The following is a 16,173-nucleotide window of genomic DNA, read 5'->3' as shown; positions in this document are numbered from 1 at the left end:
TAAAATCCGCTACACCATCCGGCAAGACCACTGGAGGAGGCAAACGGATGACGGCGAGAAGATCGCTGAACGCCTTCCTCGGTGTACGGAAATTTGTCTCGCAGTTGCGCAACTGGTGGCTGCGGCGCCGCGGGATCGAAATTGCCCGATCGGCGGATATCTCGCTCAGCGCGAAGCTCCTGCCACGCTCGCGCGGAGCGATCACGATAGGCGACCGGTCAACGATCGGTCCGCTCGCCATCCTGGCGGGTTTGCGATCGGACGGGAGCGTGGCGCCTATAACGATTGGCGAGCGGTGCTTTATCGGGGGCAATGCAATCATCGGACCGGGCGTTACTGTCGGAGACGGCGTTATCATCGCGGCCGGCGCGGTCGTCCTCCAGGCTGTACCTTCCGACTGCGTGGTTGCGGGCAATCCGGCCCGGATCGTTCGCAGGGGCATAAGCGCCGGTAATTACGGCCGATTGCCGCCCAGCGATCCTGCACGCCGCAGCGAACGTCTCGAAACCGCTATTCGATCGCTCTTGCGGCGAACCGGTCGGTGATACACTATTACATACGATGACGACTCGCCGCCCAAAGCGGTCGCCGGCAATAATACAAGGGGATCACATGCCGCTGAAAAAGGGAATTGCACCCATCCTTGCGGTCGTCCTCGCCGTGCCGGTGGTGGCACAAACGGCGGAAAGTGGGCCGACTGCGCAAGGCGACCTCGCGGTGACGATCTATAACGGCGACCGGGCGCTGGTGCAGGACGTTCGCCAGATTCCCTTCCCGCGGGGGCGGACCCGCATCGAGTTTCCGGACGTCTCGGCGCGAATCCAGCCCGAAACCTTGAGCTTCAGTGCGGCCGGCGCCGGGGTTATCGAGCAAAACTTCGATTTCGATCTGCTCACCCCGACCAAGCTGATGGAAAAGGCTGTTGGTCAGACGGTCACGTTGGTGCGCACGAACCCCGCGACCGGCAATGAAGTGCGCGAGCGTGCCACCGTGCTGTCAACGGCTGGCGGCGTGGTGGTGAAGATCGGCGACCGCATCGAGGTTCTGCGTGACGACGGCCTGCCAACTCGCGTGATTTTCGACGGCGTGCCCCCCAACCTCCGCGCGAGGCCGACGCTGTCGGTCACAGTCGACAGTGACAGGGCGGGGCAGCGACCGGCCGCGCTTCGTTACCTTACCGGTGGGCTTGGCTGGTCGGCCGATTATGTCGCTCTGTATGACGAAGCGAAAGCCACGACCGACATGCAAGGCTGGGTCACGCTGACGAACCAGACCGGGACCACCTTTCACGACGCCGAGACAGTGCTGGTTGCTGGCGGGCCATCGAACGACGGATACCGTCCTGCTCCCCCTCGGCCACGCGGCTTCGTTCCGGGCACCGAAACGGCCGGGCGCGAGCGGCTCGGCGATTTTTATCTCTACCCCCTTCCCGGGCGCACGACGATCGCCAACGCGCAGACCAAGCAGGTCAGTTTCCTGGATGTTCAGGGAGTTCCCGCGCGCAAGGTCTATGCCCGGAGCGTGCAGTGGCTCGCCAACGACGATCGACCCGTCAATGCGACCACGGCAATCAGCTTCTTGACTGCCCGGGAACAGGGGCTGGGCGATGCGCTGCCCGGCGGCACGGTGCGCTTCTACCAGCGAGACCGGAAGGGCACGCCGCAATTCATCGGCGAGAGCAGCATCGGGCATACGCCGATGGGAAGCGCACTCACCCTCGTTACCGGCGATGCATTCGACATCTTCGTCCAGGCCGAGGTGGTCAGCCGGGAGAAGATAACCGCGGACGAGTGGGAGCGCAGCGGCCGCTACAGGGTCATCGCGGAAGACGGCTCCACCAGCACTGTCACGAGCGAACGCCCCGTCGAATACTGGCGCACGACGATGCGCTACACGCTGACCAATGCAAAGTCGGCGCCTGTCGAAGTCGAACTTGACCAGGCAGGACTCGACCATGGCTGGTGGGGGCGCGACTTCCGGGTGACCAGCGAGGACAGCCCCGGCGAGCAAGTCAACGCCGACCGCCGCAAATACGTCGTGACCGTGCCCGCCAACGGGAAGCGCGAGCTGCGGGTTACCTACGAAACCAGGTATTGAGGCTTAGCGCGATGCGCCTCGCCGCGCTGTGCCTGATGCTCGTCGTTGCCGCGGCTGACGCTTCGGCGCGCGAGACAGTTGATGCATCGGCGCCATCGGCAATTTCCGTCACGGTCTACCGCGATCCGGAGCGAGCGCCGGGTCAGAAGCTCGATCGCGACTGGCCTCGAGGGTTCGCGATGATCAGCGAAACCCGCAGCGTCACGCTCCCCGCCGGCGAGTCCACTGTACGCTTTGACGGAGTTGCCGAGGGGATGGTGGCGGTGAGTGCGATCGTTACCGGCCTGCCGGGAGGGGCGATCGAGAAAAACCGCAATGCCGATCTGCTGAGCCCCGGTGCGCTGGTCGACGGCACCCTTGGCAACCGCGTCACGATCTCCCGGACGAATCCCGCCACGGGCGCGGAAACCAGGGAAGAGGCTATTGTCCGATCGCGCGCTGACGGCGGCCTGGTCCTGCAAACCGCGACGGGTTTCGAAGCGGTGCGCTGCTCCGGGCTGCCGGAGAAGCTGGTGTTCCAGCGGGTGCCGGAAGGACTTTCCCCAGATCCGGTCTATTCGATCGATACCCGCTCTCCCGAAGGAGGGACTTACACCGTCACCCTCACCTATCTCGCCTGGGGATTCGATTGGCAGGCGAATCATGTCGCTACTTTGGGCGGGGATGCTTCGGGAGGCGAGGTCGACCTCCACCTGACGAGCTGGCTGACGCTGGTGAATGACAACGGACAGAGCTTTCCGGGCGCGGAGCTCATGGCGGTGGCGGGCAGGCTCAAGGTCGTCAGCGACTATCGGGCGTTGGCGGACCCGCCGGATGCCAGACCGCTTGAGCTTGTGTGCTATCCGCTTGGCAGCACCGCTGCCGGTTCGCCAGAGCCATACCCGGACAGTGCGTATCCTTTTCCAGCGCCGCCACCGCCGCCCCCGGTGGCGATGGAAGCTGCGCAGGCAATCACGGTCACCGGATCGCGTGGCAGCGCACCGGCGCTGATGGCACGGCAGGAGGATCTTGCCGATCTCAAGCTCTACCGGGTGCCGGAGCCGATTACGGTGGCGGCCAAAAGCCAGAAGCAGATAGCCTTTCTCGATCGCGAAGGCGTCAAGGGCCGCTTGCTGTACCGGGGGGAATGCACCCCGTGGTCGCATGATGACGGCAACAGTGCGCAGCCTGCAGAGGTGATGCTGGCGACCGTGAACGACGAGAGCCATGGTCTGGGCGTGGCGTTGCCGATGGGAGCCGTAGCGGTGTTCGAGGAATCCCCCCGCGGAGATGTGTTGGTGGGACAGGAAATCGTTCGCGACTACGCCGCGGGCCAGGACGTGGAGATCGCGCTGGGTCGGAGCGCTCAGGTCTTCGTGACGTGCACGACCCTCGACCCGGAGTTCTCGGAGGATCCGGGCGAACGCGTGCGGATGCGCGCCACGCTTTCGAACGCGAACGCGGCGCCTGTCACCGTGCGGCTGTCGATCGGCCCAGCAGGGGAAGGGACGATCGAAGGTATGCGCCGGGTGCGCACGAAAGACGGACAGCGCGTTATCGAGGCCATCATTCCGGCCAACAGCCGCCGTGAGATCGCCTGGAGCCACGTATTCCAGAGGGTTGCCGCATACAATTGAATCTTTTTAAAGTTCACCTCTTGTTCTCATGGAACAAAGCGAATACATCCGTCTTCGGTTGAAAGCTGGCCTCAGGGTCTAGGCAAAGCGCGAAAGGGTGTGTCATGGCGGCAGCGAACTTGAAGCTGGTGGAAGGCAAGGAATTGGACACGGACCGTCAGAAGGCACTCGACGCCGCGCTCGCGCAGATCGATCGGGCGTTCGGCAAGGGCTCGGCGATGAAGCTGGGCCAGAAGGAAACGATGCAGGTCGAAACGATTTCGACCGGCAGCCTCGGCCTCGATATCGCGCTCGGCGTGGGCGGCCTTCCTAAAGGCCGCGTGATCGAAGTCTATGGTCCTGAAAGTTCGGGCAAGACGACGCTTGCGCTGCATGTGATCGCCGAGGCGCAGAGGAACGGCGGCACGGCGGCGTTCGTCGACGCCGAACACGCGCTCGATCCGGTCTATGCCAAGAAGCTGGGCGTCAACATCGATGAATTGATCGTCTCGCAGCCCGATACCGGCGAGCAGGCGCTTGAAATTACCGACACGCTGGTCCGTTCGAACGCGATCGACGTGCTGGTGGTGGACTCGGTCGCCGCGCTGGTGCCCCGCGCCGAGATCGAAGGCGAGATGGGTGACAGCCACGTGGGCCTGCAGGCCCGTCTGATGAGCCAGTCGCTCCGCAAGCTGACGGGCTCGATCAACCGTTCGAAGTGCATGGTGATCTTCATCAACCAGCTGCGCATGAAGATCGGCGTGATGTATGGCAATCCGGAAACCACCACAGGCGGCAACGCGCTGAAGTTCTACGCTTCCGTCCGTCTCGACATCCGGCGCACGGGACAGATCAAGGATCGTGACGACATCGTCGGCAATTCGACGCGGGTGAAGGTGGTAAAGAACAAGGTGGCGCCTCCGTTCAAGCAGGTCGAATTCGACATCATGTACGGTGAAGGCATCTCGAAGATCGGCGAAATCCTCGACCTCGGCGTCAAGGCCGGGCTGGTGGAAAAGTCGGGCAGCTGGTTCAGTTACGATTCGATCCGGATCGGGCAGGGCCGGGAGAATGCCAAGCAGTTCCTCAAGGAGAACCCCGAGCTTTGCGACAAGTTGGAAGCTGCGATCCGCGGCCGGACCGACGCTGTCGCCGAGGAGATGATGACCGGACCGGACGCGGAAGACGACATCTGATACCTCAATCACGGACGCTCGCTGCGCGTCCCTGAACCGGAAAGCCGGCGTGCGCACCTGAGGGTCCACGCCGGCTTTTCCGTGCGCGGCCGTCAGCAAAAGGCGTGGTTGCAATTTATCGGCAGGCAGGCGACGCTGAATGTGCCGAAAGGAAGCGGGATACCAGGATGACCGATCGCAGCGACTGGGAGGGCCGCGTCGGCCAGAAGTGGGCGTCCGAATGGCGACGCACCGACCGCAGTTTTAGCGGGCTAACGGATCGCCTGCTTGCCCGTGCCGGTGCCCACCCGATACAACGTGCTGTGGACGTCGGGTGCGGGGCGGGTGAAGTCTCCCTGGCGCTGGCGCGTGCTCATCCCGACGCGCGGATCATCGGGCTCGACATCAGCGAGGCGCTGATCGGGGCCGCGCGCCAGCGCGGCGCTGAACTGGACAATGTCACTTTCCTGGTCGCCGATGCGGGCGACTGGCGCGGGTCGCAATTCGCTCCCGATCTCGTGGTCTCGCGGCATGGGGTGATGTTCTTTCCCGATCCCGTCGCCGCTTTCGCCAACCTTGCCCAAGGGGCGGCGGCGAACACTCGGCTCGTCTTTTCCTGCTTCCGGGACCGCACGGAAAATCCATGGGCCACCCGCGTGGCCTCCCTTCTGCCGCCGCACATGCAGCCGGAGATCGACCCGGACGCGCCCGGTCCCTTCGCGTTCGCCGATCGAGACCGGGTCGAAGGTATCCTGACCGCTGCGGGCTGGAGCGAGGTCGCCTTCGAAGCGGTGGACTTCGCCTACGTCGCAGGAGCCGGAGAAGATGCGCTGGCCGACGCGCGTTCCTTCTTTCTTTCGATCGGCCCCGCGGCGGCAGTGGCCGCCACACTGGACGATGCTGCGCGCGCTGCCTTTGTCGCTCGCCTAGACGCCTATCTTGCCGCGAGCCTTCAAGACCAACTGGTGGCCCTGTCCGGCGCGGCCTGGATCGTCTCGGCCCGGTCTCGCTGAGCGGCAGGAGGGTGACGCGCGTGGCCGGCTGATCGCGCGGACTGCACGGACCGGCGCGCTTAATCCGCTTGTCGCGGTGCGCTGCAGCAATTACCTGCCGCACCATGAGTTCGACCAACGAGATCCGCCGCAGTTTCCTGGAATTCTTCGCCGGCGAAGGTCACCGGGTCGTGCCCAGCGCGCCGCTTGTACCCTATAACGACCCGACCTTGATGTTCGTGAACGCGGGAATGGTCCCGTTCAAGAACGTCTTCACCGGATTGGAAGCCCCTGCCAGCCCCACTGCGGCAAGCAGCCAGAAATGTGTGCGCGCGGGCGGCAAACACAACGACCTGGACAATGTCGGCTACACCGCCCGGCACCACACCTTCTTCGAGATGTTGGGTAATTTCAGCTTCGGGGATTACTTCAAGGAACAGGCAATCCATCACGCCTGGACCCTGCTGACGAAGGAATGGGGCATCGATCCCCACCGGCTGACCGCAACGGTCTATCACACCGACGACGAAGCCTTCGACCTGTGGCGCAAGATCAGCGGTCTGCCTGAAGAGCGCATCATCCGCATCGCGACCAAGGACAATTTCTGGGCGATGGGCGACGAAGGACCATGCGGGCCCTGTTCGGAGATTTTCTACGACCACGGGGAGCACATTCCCGGTGGGCCTCCGGGAAGTCCGGATGAGGACGGCGACCGCTTCGTGGAGATCTGGAACCTGGTCTTCATGCAGTTCGAACAGGCCGCCGGCGAGATCGTGGCCGATCTGCCACGGCCCAGCATCGACACCGGTATGGGTCTCGAGCGCATCGCGGCGGTCATGCAGGGCGTTCACGACAACTACGAAACCGATACTTTCAAGGCACTGATCGCAGCTTCCAAGTCCCTGACGGGCAAGAGCGTCGATACGGAGGCCGAAGTCAGTCACCGCGTTATCGCGGACCATCTGCGTTCGACCAGTTTCCTTCTGGCCGACGGCGTCCTCCCCGCCAGTGAAGGGCGCGGATATGTCCTGCGCCGCATCATGCGGCGGGCCATGCGCCATGCTCACCTGCTCGGCGCGCGCGAACCCCTGATGCACCGCCTCGTCCCCGCTTTGGTCGCCGAGATGGGCCAGGCATATCCGGAGCTGGGCCGCGCGCAGCCGCTGATCGAGGAGACGCTGGAGCGCGAGGAGACCCAGTTCCGCCGCACACTCGCCAATGGCCTGCGCCTGCTCGACGAGGCAACCGCAACGCTGGATAGCGGGGCAAGCCTCGATGGGGAGACGGCGTTCAAGCTCTACGACACTTACGGCTTTCCCTACGATTTGACCGAGGACGCCCTGCGCCCTCGCGGCATCGGCGTCGACCGCGCGGGCTTCGATGAGGCGATGGCCCGGCAGAAGGCGGCCGCGCGAGCGGCCTGGAAGGGTTCCGGCCAGGCAGCCGACGGCGAATTGTGGTTCGACCTCGTCGAGCGGGAGGGCGGAAGCGAGTTCACCGGTTACTCCTCGACCGAGGGGGAAGGGCGGGTCGTCGGGCTCGTCAGGGACGGCGCCGAGGTCGAAAGCGCTTCACCGGGCGAGCACGTCATCGTGCTTACCAATCAGACGCCGTTTTATGGCGAAAGTGGTGGCCAGGCCGGCGATGCCGGCATCATCAGTACGCCCGAAGGGCTTCGGATCATCGTATCCGACACCGGCAAGCCGCTCGGGCGGCTCCATGCGCATCACGGCATCGTGGAGGCGGGCGTCATTCGCCGCGGAGATACGGTGCACCTGGCGGTCGATGCCGAGCGGCGCGACCGGATCCGCGCCAACCACTCGGCCACTCACCTGCTCCATGCCGCGCTGCGCGGCCGGCTGGGCGAGCATGTGACGCAGAAGGGTTCATTGGTCGCCGAGGATCGCCTGCGTTTCGACTTCTCTCACCCCAAGCCGCTCGACGCCGATGAACTCGCCGCGATCGAGGCCGAGGTGAACGCGGAAATCCGGGCCAACGAAACCGTCTCGACGCGTCTCATGAGTCCGGACGACGCCATATCCGCGGGTGCGATGGCCCTTTTCGGCGAGAAATACGGTGACGAAGTCCGCGTGCTCAGCATGGGGCGGCCCGGGCACGGCGGGCGCAACTATTCGGTAGAGCTATGCGGTGGCACCCACGTTCGCGCGACCGGCGACATAGGACTGTTCCGGATTGTCTCGGAAAGTGCGGTCAGCTCGGGCGTCCGGCGGATCGAGGCCCTTACCGGGGAAGCCGCGCGGCAATGGCTGGTGGGCCGCGAGGAGGCGCTGAAGGCAGCGGCGGCCACAATCCGCGCAACGCCCGAAGATGTGCCCGCGCGCCTCTCCGCATTGCTGGACGAGCGCAAGCGGCTTGAGCGGGAGTTGGCTGACGCGAAAAAGGCTCTCGCGCTCGGTGGCGGCGGCGAAAAGGCCGCGGCCGCGGACGAAGAGGTCGGCGGTGTCCGGTTCTCAGGCCAGGTTATCGCCGGGCTGGAGGCAAAGGCGCTTCGTGGCCTGCTCGACGAGGCCAAGGCGCGCATAGGCTCGGGAGTGGCCGCCATCGTCGCGGTGAATGACGGGCGCGCGGCCATCGCGGCGGCGGTGACGGACGATCTCGTCGGGCGATATGATGCTGTGAGCCTTGTCCGGGCCGGCGTCGAAGCCCTGGGTGGCAAGGGCGGCGGCGGCAGGGCCGACATGGCCCAAGGCGGCGGTCCCGATGGCAGCAAGGCGGACGAAGCAATCGCCGCGGTTCGCCGCCTTATCGAGAACGCCGCCGCTCCGGCCTGAGGCTCGGGTCCGGCGTCTCGAGGCTGCTAACCGCGCCGGCCGCTTGTTCCGCGCGTTTCGGGCTCGCTCCCGCGCGCGGTATCGACCACCTGTGTGTTCTGGTCGGTGCGCTGGGGCCGCTGGATCTTGCCGTTGTCCTCGCCCGTCTGGTTAGCGGGTTTCATGTCTTTGCCGAGGCCGGAGCCTTCGCTGCTTGCGCTCATGATTTTCTCCTTTGCTGAAGGGCAAACGAGCGAATCGCGCGATCTATCCGGCCTCGACGATGCTGGTGCGGAGCTTGGGCTTGTGATCCAGCTGGGCCTCTCGCCGTATTTGTTCGCGAAAGGTGTCCCGCTTCGCATGGATCGAGGCGATTACGGGCCCCATCGGCACGCCCAGATCGACCAGCACGGCTTCCGAAAGCTGGAGCGAGCTTTCCAGAGTCTCGGGCACCGCAAGACTGGCACCCGCGCGATAAAGTGCGGTCGCGTGGGCGAGATCGCGAGCGCGGGCGATGATCGTAAGATTGGGGTAGGACTTGCGCAGCTTGGTTGTGAGGCGTTGAACCAGTACCGGCTCATCCATCGTCAATACCACCGCAGGCGCTTTGGCAATTCCCAGGCGTTCGAGTGCCTGGCCGCGCGCTGCATCGGCGAACGTCGCGCGATAGCCGTCGCGCGTCGCGCTCGCGATCACGTCGGCGTCGCTGTCGATGGCCAGATATGCCTTGCCGTGCGTCGCCAGCATGTCGGCGACGAGGCGTCCGACGCGGCCGGCGCCGACGACCAGGACCGATGGCTCACCCTCGTCGGCAGGTTCCAACGTAGGAGCCTGTTCAACCCGTCGACCGATCGAGCGGCCGAGCATCGCCAGGAGCGGTGTGACGGTCAGGCCGATCGCGGTAACGACCTGCCAGAATCTCGCGGTCTCGGGATCGATGACTTGGGCGGCCGTCGCGGCGGTGAGCACGATGAGCGTCGTCTCGCTCGGTGACGCCATCAGGGTGCCGGTCTCGGCAGCGGTGCTCCGCCGCGCGCCCATGAGCCGCAACAACAGTCCTGTTACGATGGTCTTCAGAAGCAGGACGCCGACAACTGCCAGGGTGATCGGCCCGAGGTTCTCCGCCACCATTTCGAGATCGACGCTCATTCCGACGGTGATGAGGAAGATGCCGAGCGCGAGGCCCTTGAAGGGCTCGATGATGCCCTCGACTTCCCCATGGTATTCGGTTTCGGCGATCAGCAGTCCGGCGATCAGCGCGCCGACGATGGGCGACAGGCCCGTGGCGGACGTCGCGAGGCTGGCCACGATAACCACCAGCAGGCTGGCGGCGAGGAACAGCTCCGGGCTCTTCGTGCGCGCGGCCTGGGCGAAAAGCGGGGGCAGTGCGACCCGTCCGACAACAAGAAGCGCACCGATCACGAGAGCGCCCTGCCATAGCGTGCGCACGAGGCCGTCAAGACCATCGGCCTGGGCGTAGGGAGCCAGGGCGCCGAGCAGGAAGATGATCGGCACGATGGCGATGTCCTCGAACAGCAGCATCGAAAGCGCAGCGCGGCCGACCGGGCTCGTGGTGCCGGAGATCGGCAGGACGATGGCAGTCGACGAAAGCGCCAGGGCAAAGCCCAGTGCGAGCGCGCCGCTCCAGCCCTGGCCCAGCATCGTGAGAGCGGCGGCCAGCAATGCGCCGATGATGAGCAACTCCAGCGCGCCCAGGCCGAAGACCAGCTTGCGCATGGTCCACAGCCGGTTGAACGACAGCTCGAGCCCGATGGTGAACAGCAATAGCACGATCCCGAATTCGGCGAAGGGATCGAGCGCTTCGGGTTCGGTGATCGAGAAGTGGAACAGCCAGGGGTGGCCCGGAACCAACCGTCCGAGGCCGAAGGGCCCGACCAGGATTCCCACCAGGATGAAGCCGATGACCGGCGTGATGCGGAAGCGGTGGAAGACCGGAATGACGATCCCGGCCGCCCCCAGAATCACGAGCGCATCGGAGATGAAATTGGACGAGGTAAGTTCGGATGACATCGCCGCACGCGTATCGGCGCGGCGCGCCGTTGTCACGGCAGGCAAGCATCGGGCGGGGAATTACCCCCGCCCGCGCTTTCGATAGACTTCACTGATCGGCTGGTTCTGCCCGTTAGGCCCAGCCTGCCATCTCTTTCTCGAGGTTCTCGACGATCGCCTCGAAGAACTGCTCGGTGGTCATCCAGGCCTGCTCCGGACCGATGAGCAGGGCGAGGTCCTTGGTCATCTTGCCGCTTTCGACCGTCTCGATGCAGACCCGCTCGAGAGTCTCGGCGAACTTCTGCACTTCGGGAGTCCCGTCGAACTTGCCGCGGTAATAGAGCCCGCGGGTCCAGGCGAAGATGCTGGCGATCGGGTTCGTGCTGGTCGCCTTGCCCTGCTGGTGCTGGCGGTAGTGGCGGGTGACGGTCCCGTGGGCGGCTTCGGCCTCGACGGTCTTGCCGTCTGGCGTGAGCAGGACCGAAGTCATCAGGCCGAGCGAGCCGAAGCCCTGCGCGACCTGGTCCGACTGGACGTCGCCGTCGTAGTTCTTGCACGCCCACACGAACTTGCCCGACCACTTGAGCGCGCTGGCGACCATGTCATCGATCAGGCGGTGCTCGTAGACGATGCCTGCGGCCTTGAACTTCTCTGCGAAGCCTTCGTTGGCGAAGACTTCCGCGAACAAATCCTTGAAGCGCCCGTCATAGGCCTTGAGGATCGTGTTCTTGGTGCTGAGGTAAACCGGCCAGCCCAGGTTTAGGCCGTAGTTGAAGCTCGCACGGGCGAAATCGCGAATCGAATCGTCGAGGTTGTACATCGCCATCGCGACGCCGCTCGAGGGGAACTTGAACACCTCGAGATCGATCGATTCGCCATCGTCGCCGTCGAAGACGAGACGGAGAGTGCCGGGGCCGGGGATGAGGGTATCGGTCGCCTTGTACTGGTCGCCGAAGGCATGGCGGCCGACGACGATCGGGTCCGTCCAGCCGGGGATCAGCCGAGGTACGTTCTGGATCACGATCGGCTCGCGGAAAACGACGCCGCCCAGGATGTTGCGGATCGTGCCGTTGGGGCTCTTCCACATCTTCTTCAGGCCGAATTCTTCGACCCGCGCCTCGTCCGGGGTGATCGTGGCGCATTTCACGCCGACGCCGTACTGCTTGACCGCGTTGGCGCAGTCGATGGTGATCTGGTCTTCCGTCTCGTCCCGCTTCTCGACCGAGAGATCGTAATACTTCAGGTCAATGTCGAGATAGGGCAGGATCAGCCGGTCACGGATCCACTGCCAGATGATGCGGGTCATCTCGTCGCCGTCGATTTCGACGACCGGGTTCTTCACCTTGATCTTTGCCATGTCGGTCCTGCTGTGTGGAGTTGCCGGCGCTTTAGCAGGGCAGGGCGGGGGTGCAAGGGGAGGCCCGAAACGCGAAAGGCGCCGCTTCCGCGACGCCTCTCAGTTCCCGATGGTGGGCGTACCAAGGATTGAACTTGGGACCCCTACGATGTCAACATAGTGCTCTACCACTGAGCTATACGCCCGCACCATCGAGCATGCCGGCAGGCACTGGTCCTGTCGGCGAGGCGGCCATGTAGCGGCGGCTTCGCGCCGCCGCAAGGGGGTCAGAGGCTTGCAGCCGCATCGGGGTGAAATACCCGGTCAACTTCCATCACCAGGTCCTTGAGATGGAATGGCTTCGACAGGACCTTGGCGCGCGGCTGTTCGCGACTCGCCTTGAGGGTGACGGCGGCGAATCCGGTGATGAACATGACTTTGGTCGACGGGCTGACTTCGTTGCAGCGCTGGGCAAGCTCGATCCCGTCCATCTCCGGCATCACGATGTCGGATAGCAGCAGGTCGAAGTGCTGATCCTCAAGCAGCGGGAGTGCGTCGGTGCCCCGATCGACCGATACGACTTCGTAGCCGGCATTCTCCAGCGCCCGCGCGAGGTAGGTACGCATGGCATCTTCGTCTTCGGCAAGGAGAATGCGGATCGGGGGAAGCTCGTTCATCCCTAACGCATAGCACATCGGCATTAAGAAATCTTTCGCGGACGCGGCTGCGATCCGCTTTGACACGCAGGCCGACGCGCACCACGTTGAACAACGATGGATGAACAGCGCGACGAGCGGGGGCAGCCGGGAGGATCGATCCCGGGCACGAACTCTCCGGCTTTTACGCTGCATTTGCCGCCTGGTGCGCCGCTACCGGTATTGATTGCCGTCCCCCACGCCGGCCGGGATTACCCCGACGATCTCCTCGCGCGGATGAGGGATTCGACCGTATCCGCCTTGCGGCTGGAGGACCGGCATGCCGATGTGCTGGGCAAGGCGATCGCCCGATCGACCGGTGCGGGCCTGTTGGTCGCCCACGCGCCGCGGGCGATGCTCGATCTCAACCGCTCGGCGGACGACATGGACTGGTCGATGGTCGCCGATAGCGCCCCGCCTTCCGGCACGCGGCATTCACTGGCCAATCGGCGCGCGCGCGGGGGCCTGGGCATCGTTCCGCGAAGGCTGCCGGGGCACGGGGAAATCTGGAAGCGCCGCATGGAGCGAGGCGACCTCGAAAACCGCCTTGCCGGAATCCACCAGCCTTATCACGCTGCGCTCCGTGGCGCGCTGCACCAGCTACGCGATAGGTGGGGCGCGGCCTTGCTGGTGGACTTGCACTCGATGCCTCCGCTTCCTGCCCGAACAGGCGGACGTCCGGGGGCGGAGTTCGTCATTGGCGATCGCTTCGGGGCGAGTTGCGATCGCGCTCTCGTGGCAGCGGCATTTTCCTATCTCGAGGCGCAGGGGCGCCAGGCAGCGCATAACCGGCCCTACGCAGGCGGCTTCGTGCTCGACCACCATGCCGCGCCGGCGCGCGGCATTCACGCGCTGCAGATCGAGGTGTGCCGGTCCAGTTACCTCGACGGGCGCCTGCTGGAGCCGAGCGGAAGGGCGGCAGGGGTCGCGCGCCTGCTTTCCGGGCTCGTGCGCCTGCTTGCAAACGAGGTAGCCTCGATTGCGCGACCCGGCCGCTTTGGCCTTGCTGCGGAATAGAGCCAATAAAAAACCACCCCGTGCGATGCACGAGGTGGCCAAGGTTCAGGGAGGAAGTGCACGTCAGTGCACTGACCCGGTCCGGCCATGAGGGGATGCGCGGACCAGGCAGAACCAAGGTAGTGAATGGTCGGGCGGTTTCAAGAACCGCCCGACCGCAGGTTTGGAACGCTTCGCCCGTCAGGCCGCGGGCTGGCCCTGCTGCTCTGGAACCTTGCCCTGAGCCGCCTGGCGGCCGAAGATGTGCCGCATCATGTCCATCGAGAACAGGTGCGCGAAAATCAGCGCCATGATCCCGTTGCCGGTCCACAGCTTGGCCGTCTCCGCATCGAGTTCGCGCAGCTTCTCTTCGTTGATCATCTTGAAGCCGCGATAGATGTACGGCTTGTCCGGATCGTCGTTGCGGGTGATCGCTATCTCCCCGTCCATCAGAAGATCCTTGTTGATGAGTTCCTGGACGAAAGCCTGGGTGCGGGCACCGGCTTCCTCGAACTTCTGGCAGAACTCCAGCGCACCCTGAACCAGCGGGGCAGGCTTGCCGTCGTCCTCGAACAGCGCCTCTCCGGTGTCTGTCTCGGTGAGCAGGCCGCTGGCAGGATCGAAGCAAAGCGAAAGCTCCTGTGCGTCCGGAGCCAGGCGCGCGAGGAGGAACGGATAGCGGCGCGCATAAGCCGGGATGTACACATCCTCGATCAGCTTGCCCCCGTCGTCGATGAAGGTGTTCACCCCTTCGTTGAGACCCATGAGCGCGAGCGGGACGGATCCTTCGCCCGAGCTGAAGACAATCGGGAAATGGCGCTGGGCCTGGATGAACTCGTCCGAAGTGAGCGGTACCGCATGCTGGTTCACCAGCCACGTGAGGCCGTCGCCCGGGTTGCTGCGATACTTGGCATGATCGCGGCTGTTGAGCGGCATCAGGTCATTATAAAACAGGGGCAGGGTGGGCTGCGGCGCGGTGGCCATGATCGATCTCCCGAAAGCACGTGATTGCAACAGCGTCGGGTATTTGGCCGCGCTGCGGAAAGCGCGCGCTTTAAGGATTGTCGTGCATCGGTGCAAGCGGGACCAGTTTGCCCGGATTGAGCAGGGACTGAGGATCGAGCGCCTGCTTCACCGCGCGCAGCATGGCCAATGCAACGGGATCGCCCAATCGGGCGAACTCTTCGCGCTTGAGCTGGCCGATTCCATGCTCCGCGCTGATCGAACCGCCCCATCGGGTCACCAGTTCATAGACCTGAGCGCTGATCTTCTTGCCGTCTCCGGCCTGCCACGCGAGCGGGTCCGCGCCAGGGGGCGCGATCACGTGGAAGTGCACGTTGCCATCGCCCAGGTGGCCGAAAGCGACCGCATGGGTTCCGGGCCAGGACCGCTCCACCAGCGGCACCGCTTCCTCCACGAACGACGGCATCCGCTCGACCGCAACGGAGATGTCGTGCTGGACCGCGGGGCCGCGGGCGCGTTCGGCCGGCGCGATGGCGTCGCGCAACGCCCAGAACTGCTCGGCCTGCGTCTCGTTTGCAGCAATCGTAGCGTCTTCGAGAAGGCCGCGTTCGAGCGCGCCCGTCAGCAATGTCTCGGCCAGCTCGGGCAGCCGCTCGGCCGACGCGCGATCGGCGACCAGTTCGATCAGTGCGTGCCATGGGTGGGCATCGCCTAGCGGCGGGCGGGCCGACGGCAGGTGGCTTATGACATCGCCAAGCGTTTCCTGGGACAGCACCTCGAAACCTTCCAGCGCCTCGCCTGCCGCGTCCTCGCAATGCAGCAGCAGCGCCCGTGCTGCTTCGAGCGAGGCGATCCCCGCCCAGAGAACCGCGCGGACGGCGACGGCGGGCACCAGCCGCAGGGTGGCGGCAGTGACGATGCCCAGGGTTCCTTCGGAGCCGATCAGCAACTGCTTGAGGTCGAAGCCGCGATTGTCCTTTTTCAGCGGCGTCAGGCTGGAAAACACGCTGCCGTCCGCAAGGACTGCCTCCAGACCGAGGACCTGCGCCCGCATGGAGCCATGCCGGAGAACCTGCGTACCGCCGGCGTTGGTCGCAATCAGCCCGCCGACCGTGGCCGATCCCTTGCCGCCCAGGGTAAGCGGGAATCGAACTCCTTCCCGGGCGGCTGCATCATGCAGCGACTGCAGGATCACGCCCGCTTCGCAAACGACCTTTCTCTCCGATGCATCGAGACTGCGGATCGCATCCATCCGCCGGAGTGAAAGCAGAATCGCTTCGCCGGTGTCATCGGGGGTGGCGCCGCCGCACATTCCGCTGTTGCCGCCTTGCGGCACTATCGGCACCCGGTGCGCGGCGCAAAGTCGCACCAGTGCGGAAACCTCTTCCGTTGTGGCAGGTGAGGCGAGTGCAAGCGCACGTCCCGTGAAGCGGCCGCGCCAATCGGTTAGCCACGGCGCCATGAGTTCTGCATCGCGGGTAAATCCGCGCGGTCCCAGAATGGCGCCGGCTGCTTCGAGAAAATCGCTGCGATCGGTCATGGT

General features: G+C 64.8%; 13 protein-coding genes and 1 tRNA gene. 7 read left to right on the top strand and 7 right to left on the bottom strand.

Going from position 1 to position 16,173, the window contains the following annotated elements; genetic code table 11:
* Nucleotides 1-47 precede the first annotated feature (47 nt).
* The 6 genes from IEW58_RS14090 to alaS all read left to right on the top strand — a co-directional run bounded on the left by IEW58_RS14090 (nt 48) and on the right by alaS (nt 8,651).
* The gene (locus IEW58_RS14090; protein ID WP_188644565.1) at nt 48-545 is read left to right on the top strand and encodes an acyltransferase; all 498 of its coding nucleotides are present in this window, start codon (nt 48-50) and stop codon (nt 543-545) included.
* 67 nt (nt 546-612) lie between these two features.
* Entirely contained in the window at nt 613-2,097 is a 1,485-nt protein-coding gene (locus tag IEW58_RS07505; protein ID WP_188644564.1) for a DUF4139 domain-containing protein, read from the top strand.
* 11 nt (nt 2,098-2,108) lie between these two features.
* Entirely contained in the window at nt 2,109-3,713 is a 1,605-nt protein-coding gene (locus tag IEW58_RS07500; protein ID WP_188644563.1) for a DUF4139 domain-containing protein, read from the top strand.
* Nucleotides 3,714-3,817: 104 nt separating this feature from the next.
* The gene (gene recA, locus IEW58_RS07495) at nt 3,818-4,888 is read left to right on the top strand and encodes a recombinase RecA (RefSeq protein ID WP_188644562.1); all 1,071 of its coding nucleotides are present in this window, start codon (nt 3,818-3,820) and stop codon (nt 4,886-4,888) included.
* A 167-nt stretch (nt 4,889-5,055) separates the two neighbouring features.
* On the top strand, nt 5,056-5,880 hold the full coding sequence (locus IEW58_RS07490) for a class I SAM-dependent methyltransferase (RefSeq protein WP_188644561.1): 825 nt from the start codon (nt 5,056-5,058) through the stop codon (nt 5,878-5,880).
* 104 nt (nt 5,881-5,984) lie between these two features.
* Entirely contained in the window at nt 5,985-8,651 is a 2,667-nt protein-coding gene (gene alaS / locus IEW58_RS07485) for an alanine--tRNA ligase (RefSeq protein ID WP_188644560.1), read from the top strand.
* Between the two features lie 26 nt (nt 8,652-8,677).
* Here alaS and IEW58_RS07480 read toward each other — a convergent pair whose 3' ends face one another.
* The 5 genes from IEW58_RS07480 to cpdR all read right to left on the bottom strand — a co-directional run bounded on the left by IEW58_RS07480 (nt 8,678) and on the right by cpdR (nt 12,653).
* Nucleotides 8,678-8,854 carry a hypothetical protein gene (locus IEW58_RS07480; protein WP_188644559.1) on the bottom strand — a complete coding sequence of 59 codons (177 nt, stop codon included), beginning with the start codon at nt 8,852-8,854 and terminating at the stop codon, nt 8,678-8,680.
* A gap of 43 nt (nt 8,855-8,897) precedes the next feature.
* A complete protein-coding gene (locus IEW58_RS07475) occupies nt 8,898-10,661 on the bottom strand; it encodes a cation:proton antiporter domain-containing protein (protein WP_188644558.1) in 1,764 nt (587 codons plus the stop codon).
* 112 nt (nt 10,662-10,773) lie between these two features.
* A complete protein-coding gene (locus IEW58_RS07470; RefSeq protein ID WP_188644557.1) occupies nt 10,774-11,997 on the bottom strand; it encodes an NADP-dependent isocitrate dehydrogenase in 1,224 nt (407 codons plus the stop codon).
* Nucleotides 11,998-12,107: 110 nt separating this feature from the next.
* A tRNA-Val gene (locus IEW58_RS07465) sits at nt 12,108-12,182 on the bottom strand.
* A gap of 81 nt (nt 12,183-12,263) precedes the next feature.
* Nucleotides 12,264-12,653 carry a cell cycle two-component system response regulator CpdR gene (gene cpdR / locus IEW58_RS07460; protein ID WP_188644556.1) on the bottom strand — a complete coding sequence of 130 codons (390 nt, stop codon included), beginning with the start codon at nt 12,651-12,653 and terminating at the stop codon, nt 12,264-12,266.
* A 96-nt stretch (nt 12,654-12,749) separates the two neighbouring features.
* Here cpdR and IEW58_RS07455 point away from each other — a divergent pair, with 96 nt between their 5' ends.
* The gene (locus IEW58_RS07455) at nt 12,750-13,688 is read left to right on the top strand and encodes an N-formylglutamate amidohydrolase (RefSeq protein ID WP_188644555.1); all 939 of its coding nucleotides are present in this window, start codon (nt 12,750-12,752) and stop codon (nt 13,686-13,688) included.
* 180 nt (nt 13,689-13,868) lie between these two features.
* On the opposite strand, the gene IEW58_RS07450 is transcribed toward IEW58_RS07455, so the two are convergent.
* Together IEW58_RS07450 and IEW58_RS07445 are read right to left on the bottom strand one after the other, a co-directional pair.
* A complete protein-coding gene (locus IEW58_RS07450) occupies nt 13,869-14,651 on the bottom strand; it encodes a SapC family protein (RefSeq protein ID WP_188644554.1) in 783 nt (260 codons plus the stop codon).
* 70 nt (nt 14,652-14,721) lie between these two features.
* Nucleotides 14,722-16,170, bottom strand: coding sequence for an FAD-binding oxidoreductase (locus tag IEW58_RS07445; protein ID WP_188644553.1), 1,449 nt, complete (start codon nt 16,168-16,170; stop codon nt 14,722-14,724).
* Between the last annotated feature and the right edge of the window lie 3 nt (nt 16,171-16,173).

This window comes from Tsuneonella deserti (assembly GCF_014644315.1).
Classification (GTDB): domain Bacteria; phylum Pseudomonadota; class Alphaproteobacteria; order Sphingomonadales; family Sphingomonadaceae; genus Tsuneonella; species Tsuneonella deserti.
Note: the sequence above shows the minus strand (reverse complement) of the source record. Positions and strands in the feature narration are given on the sequence as shown.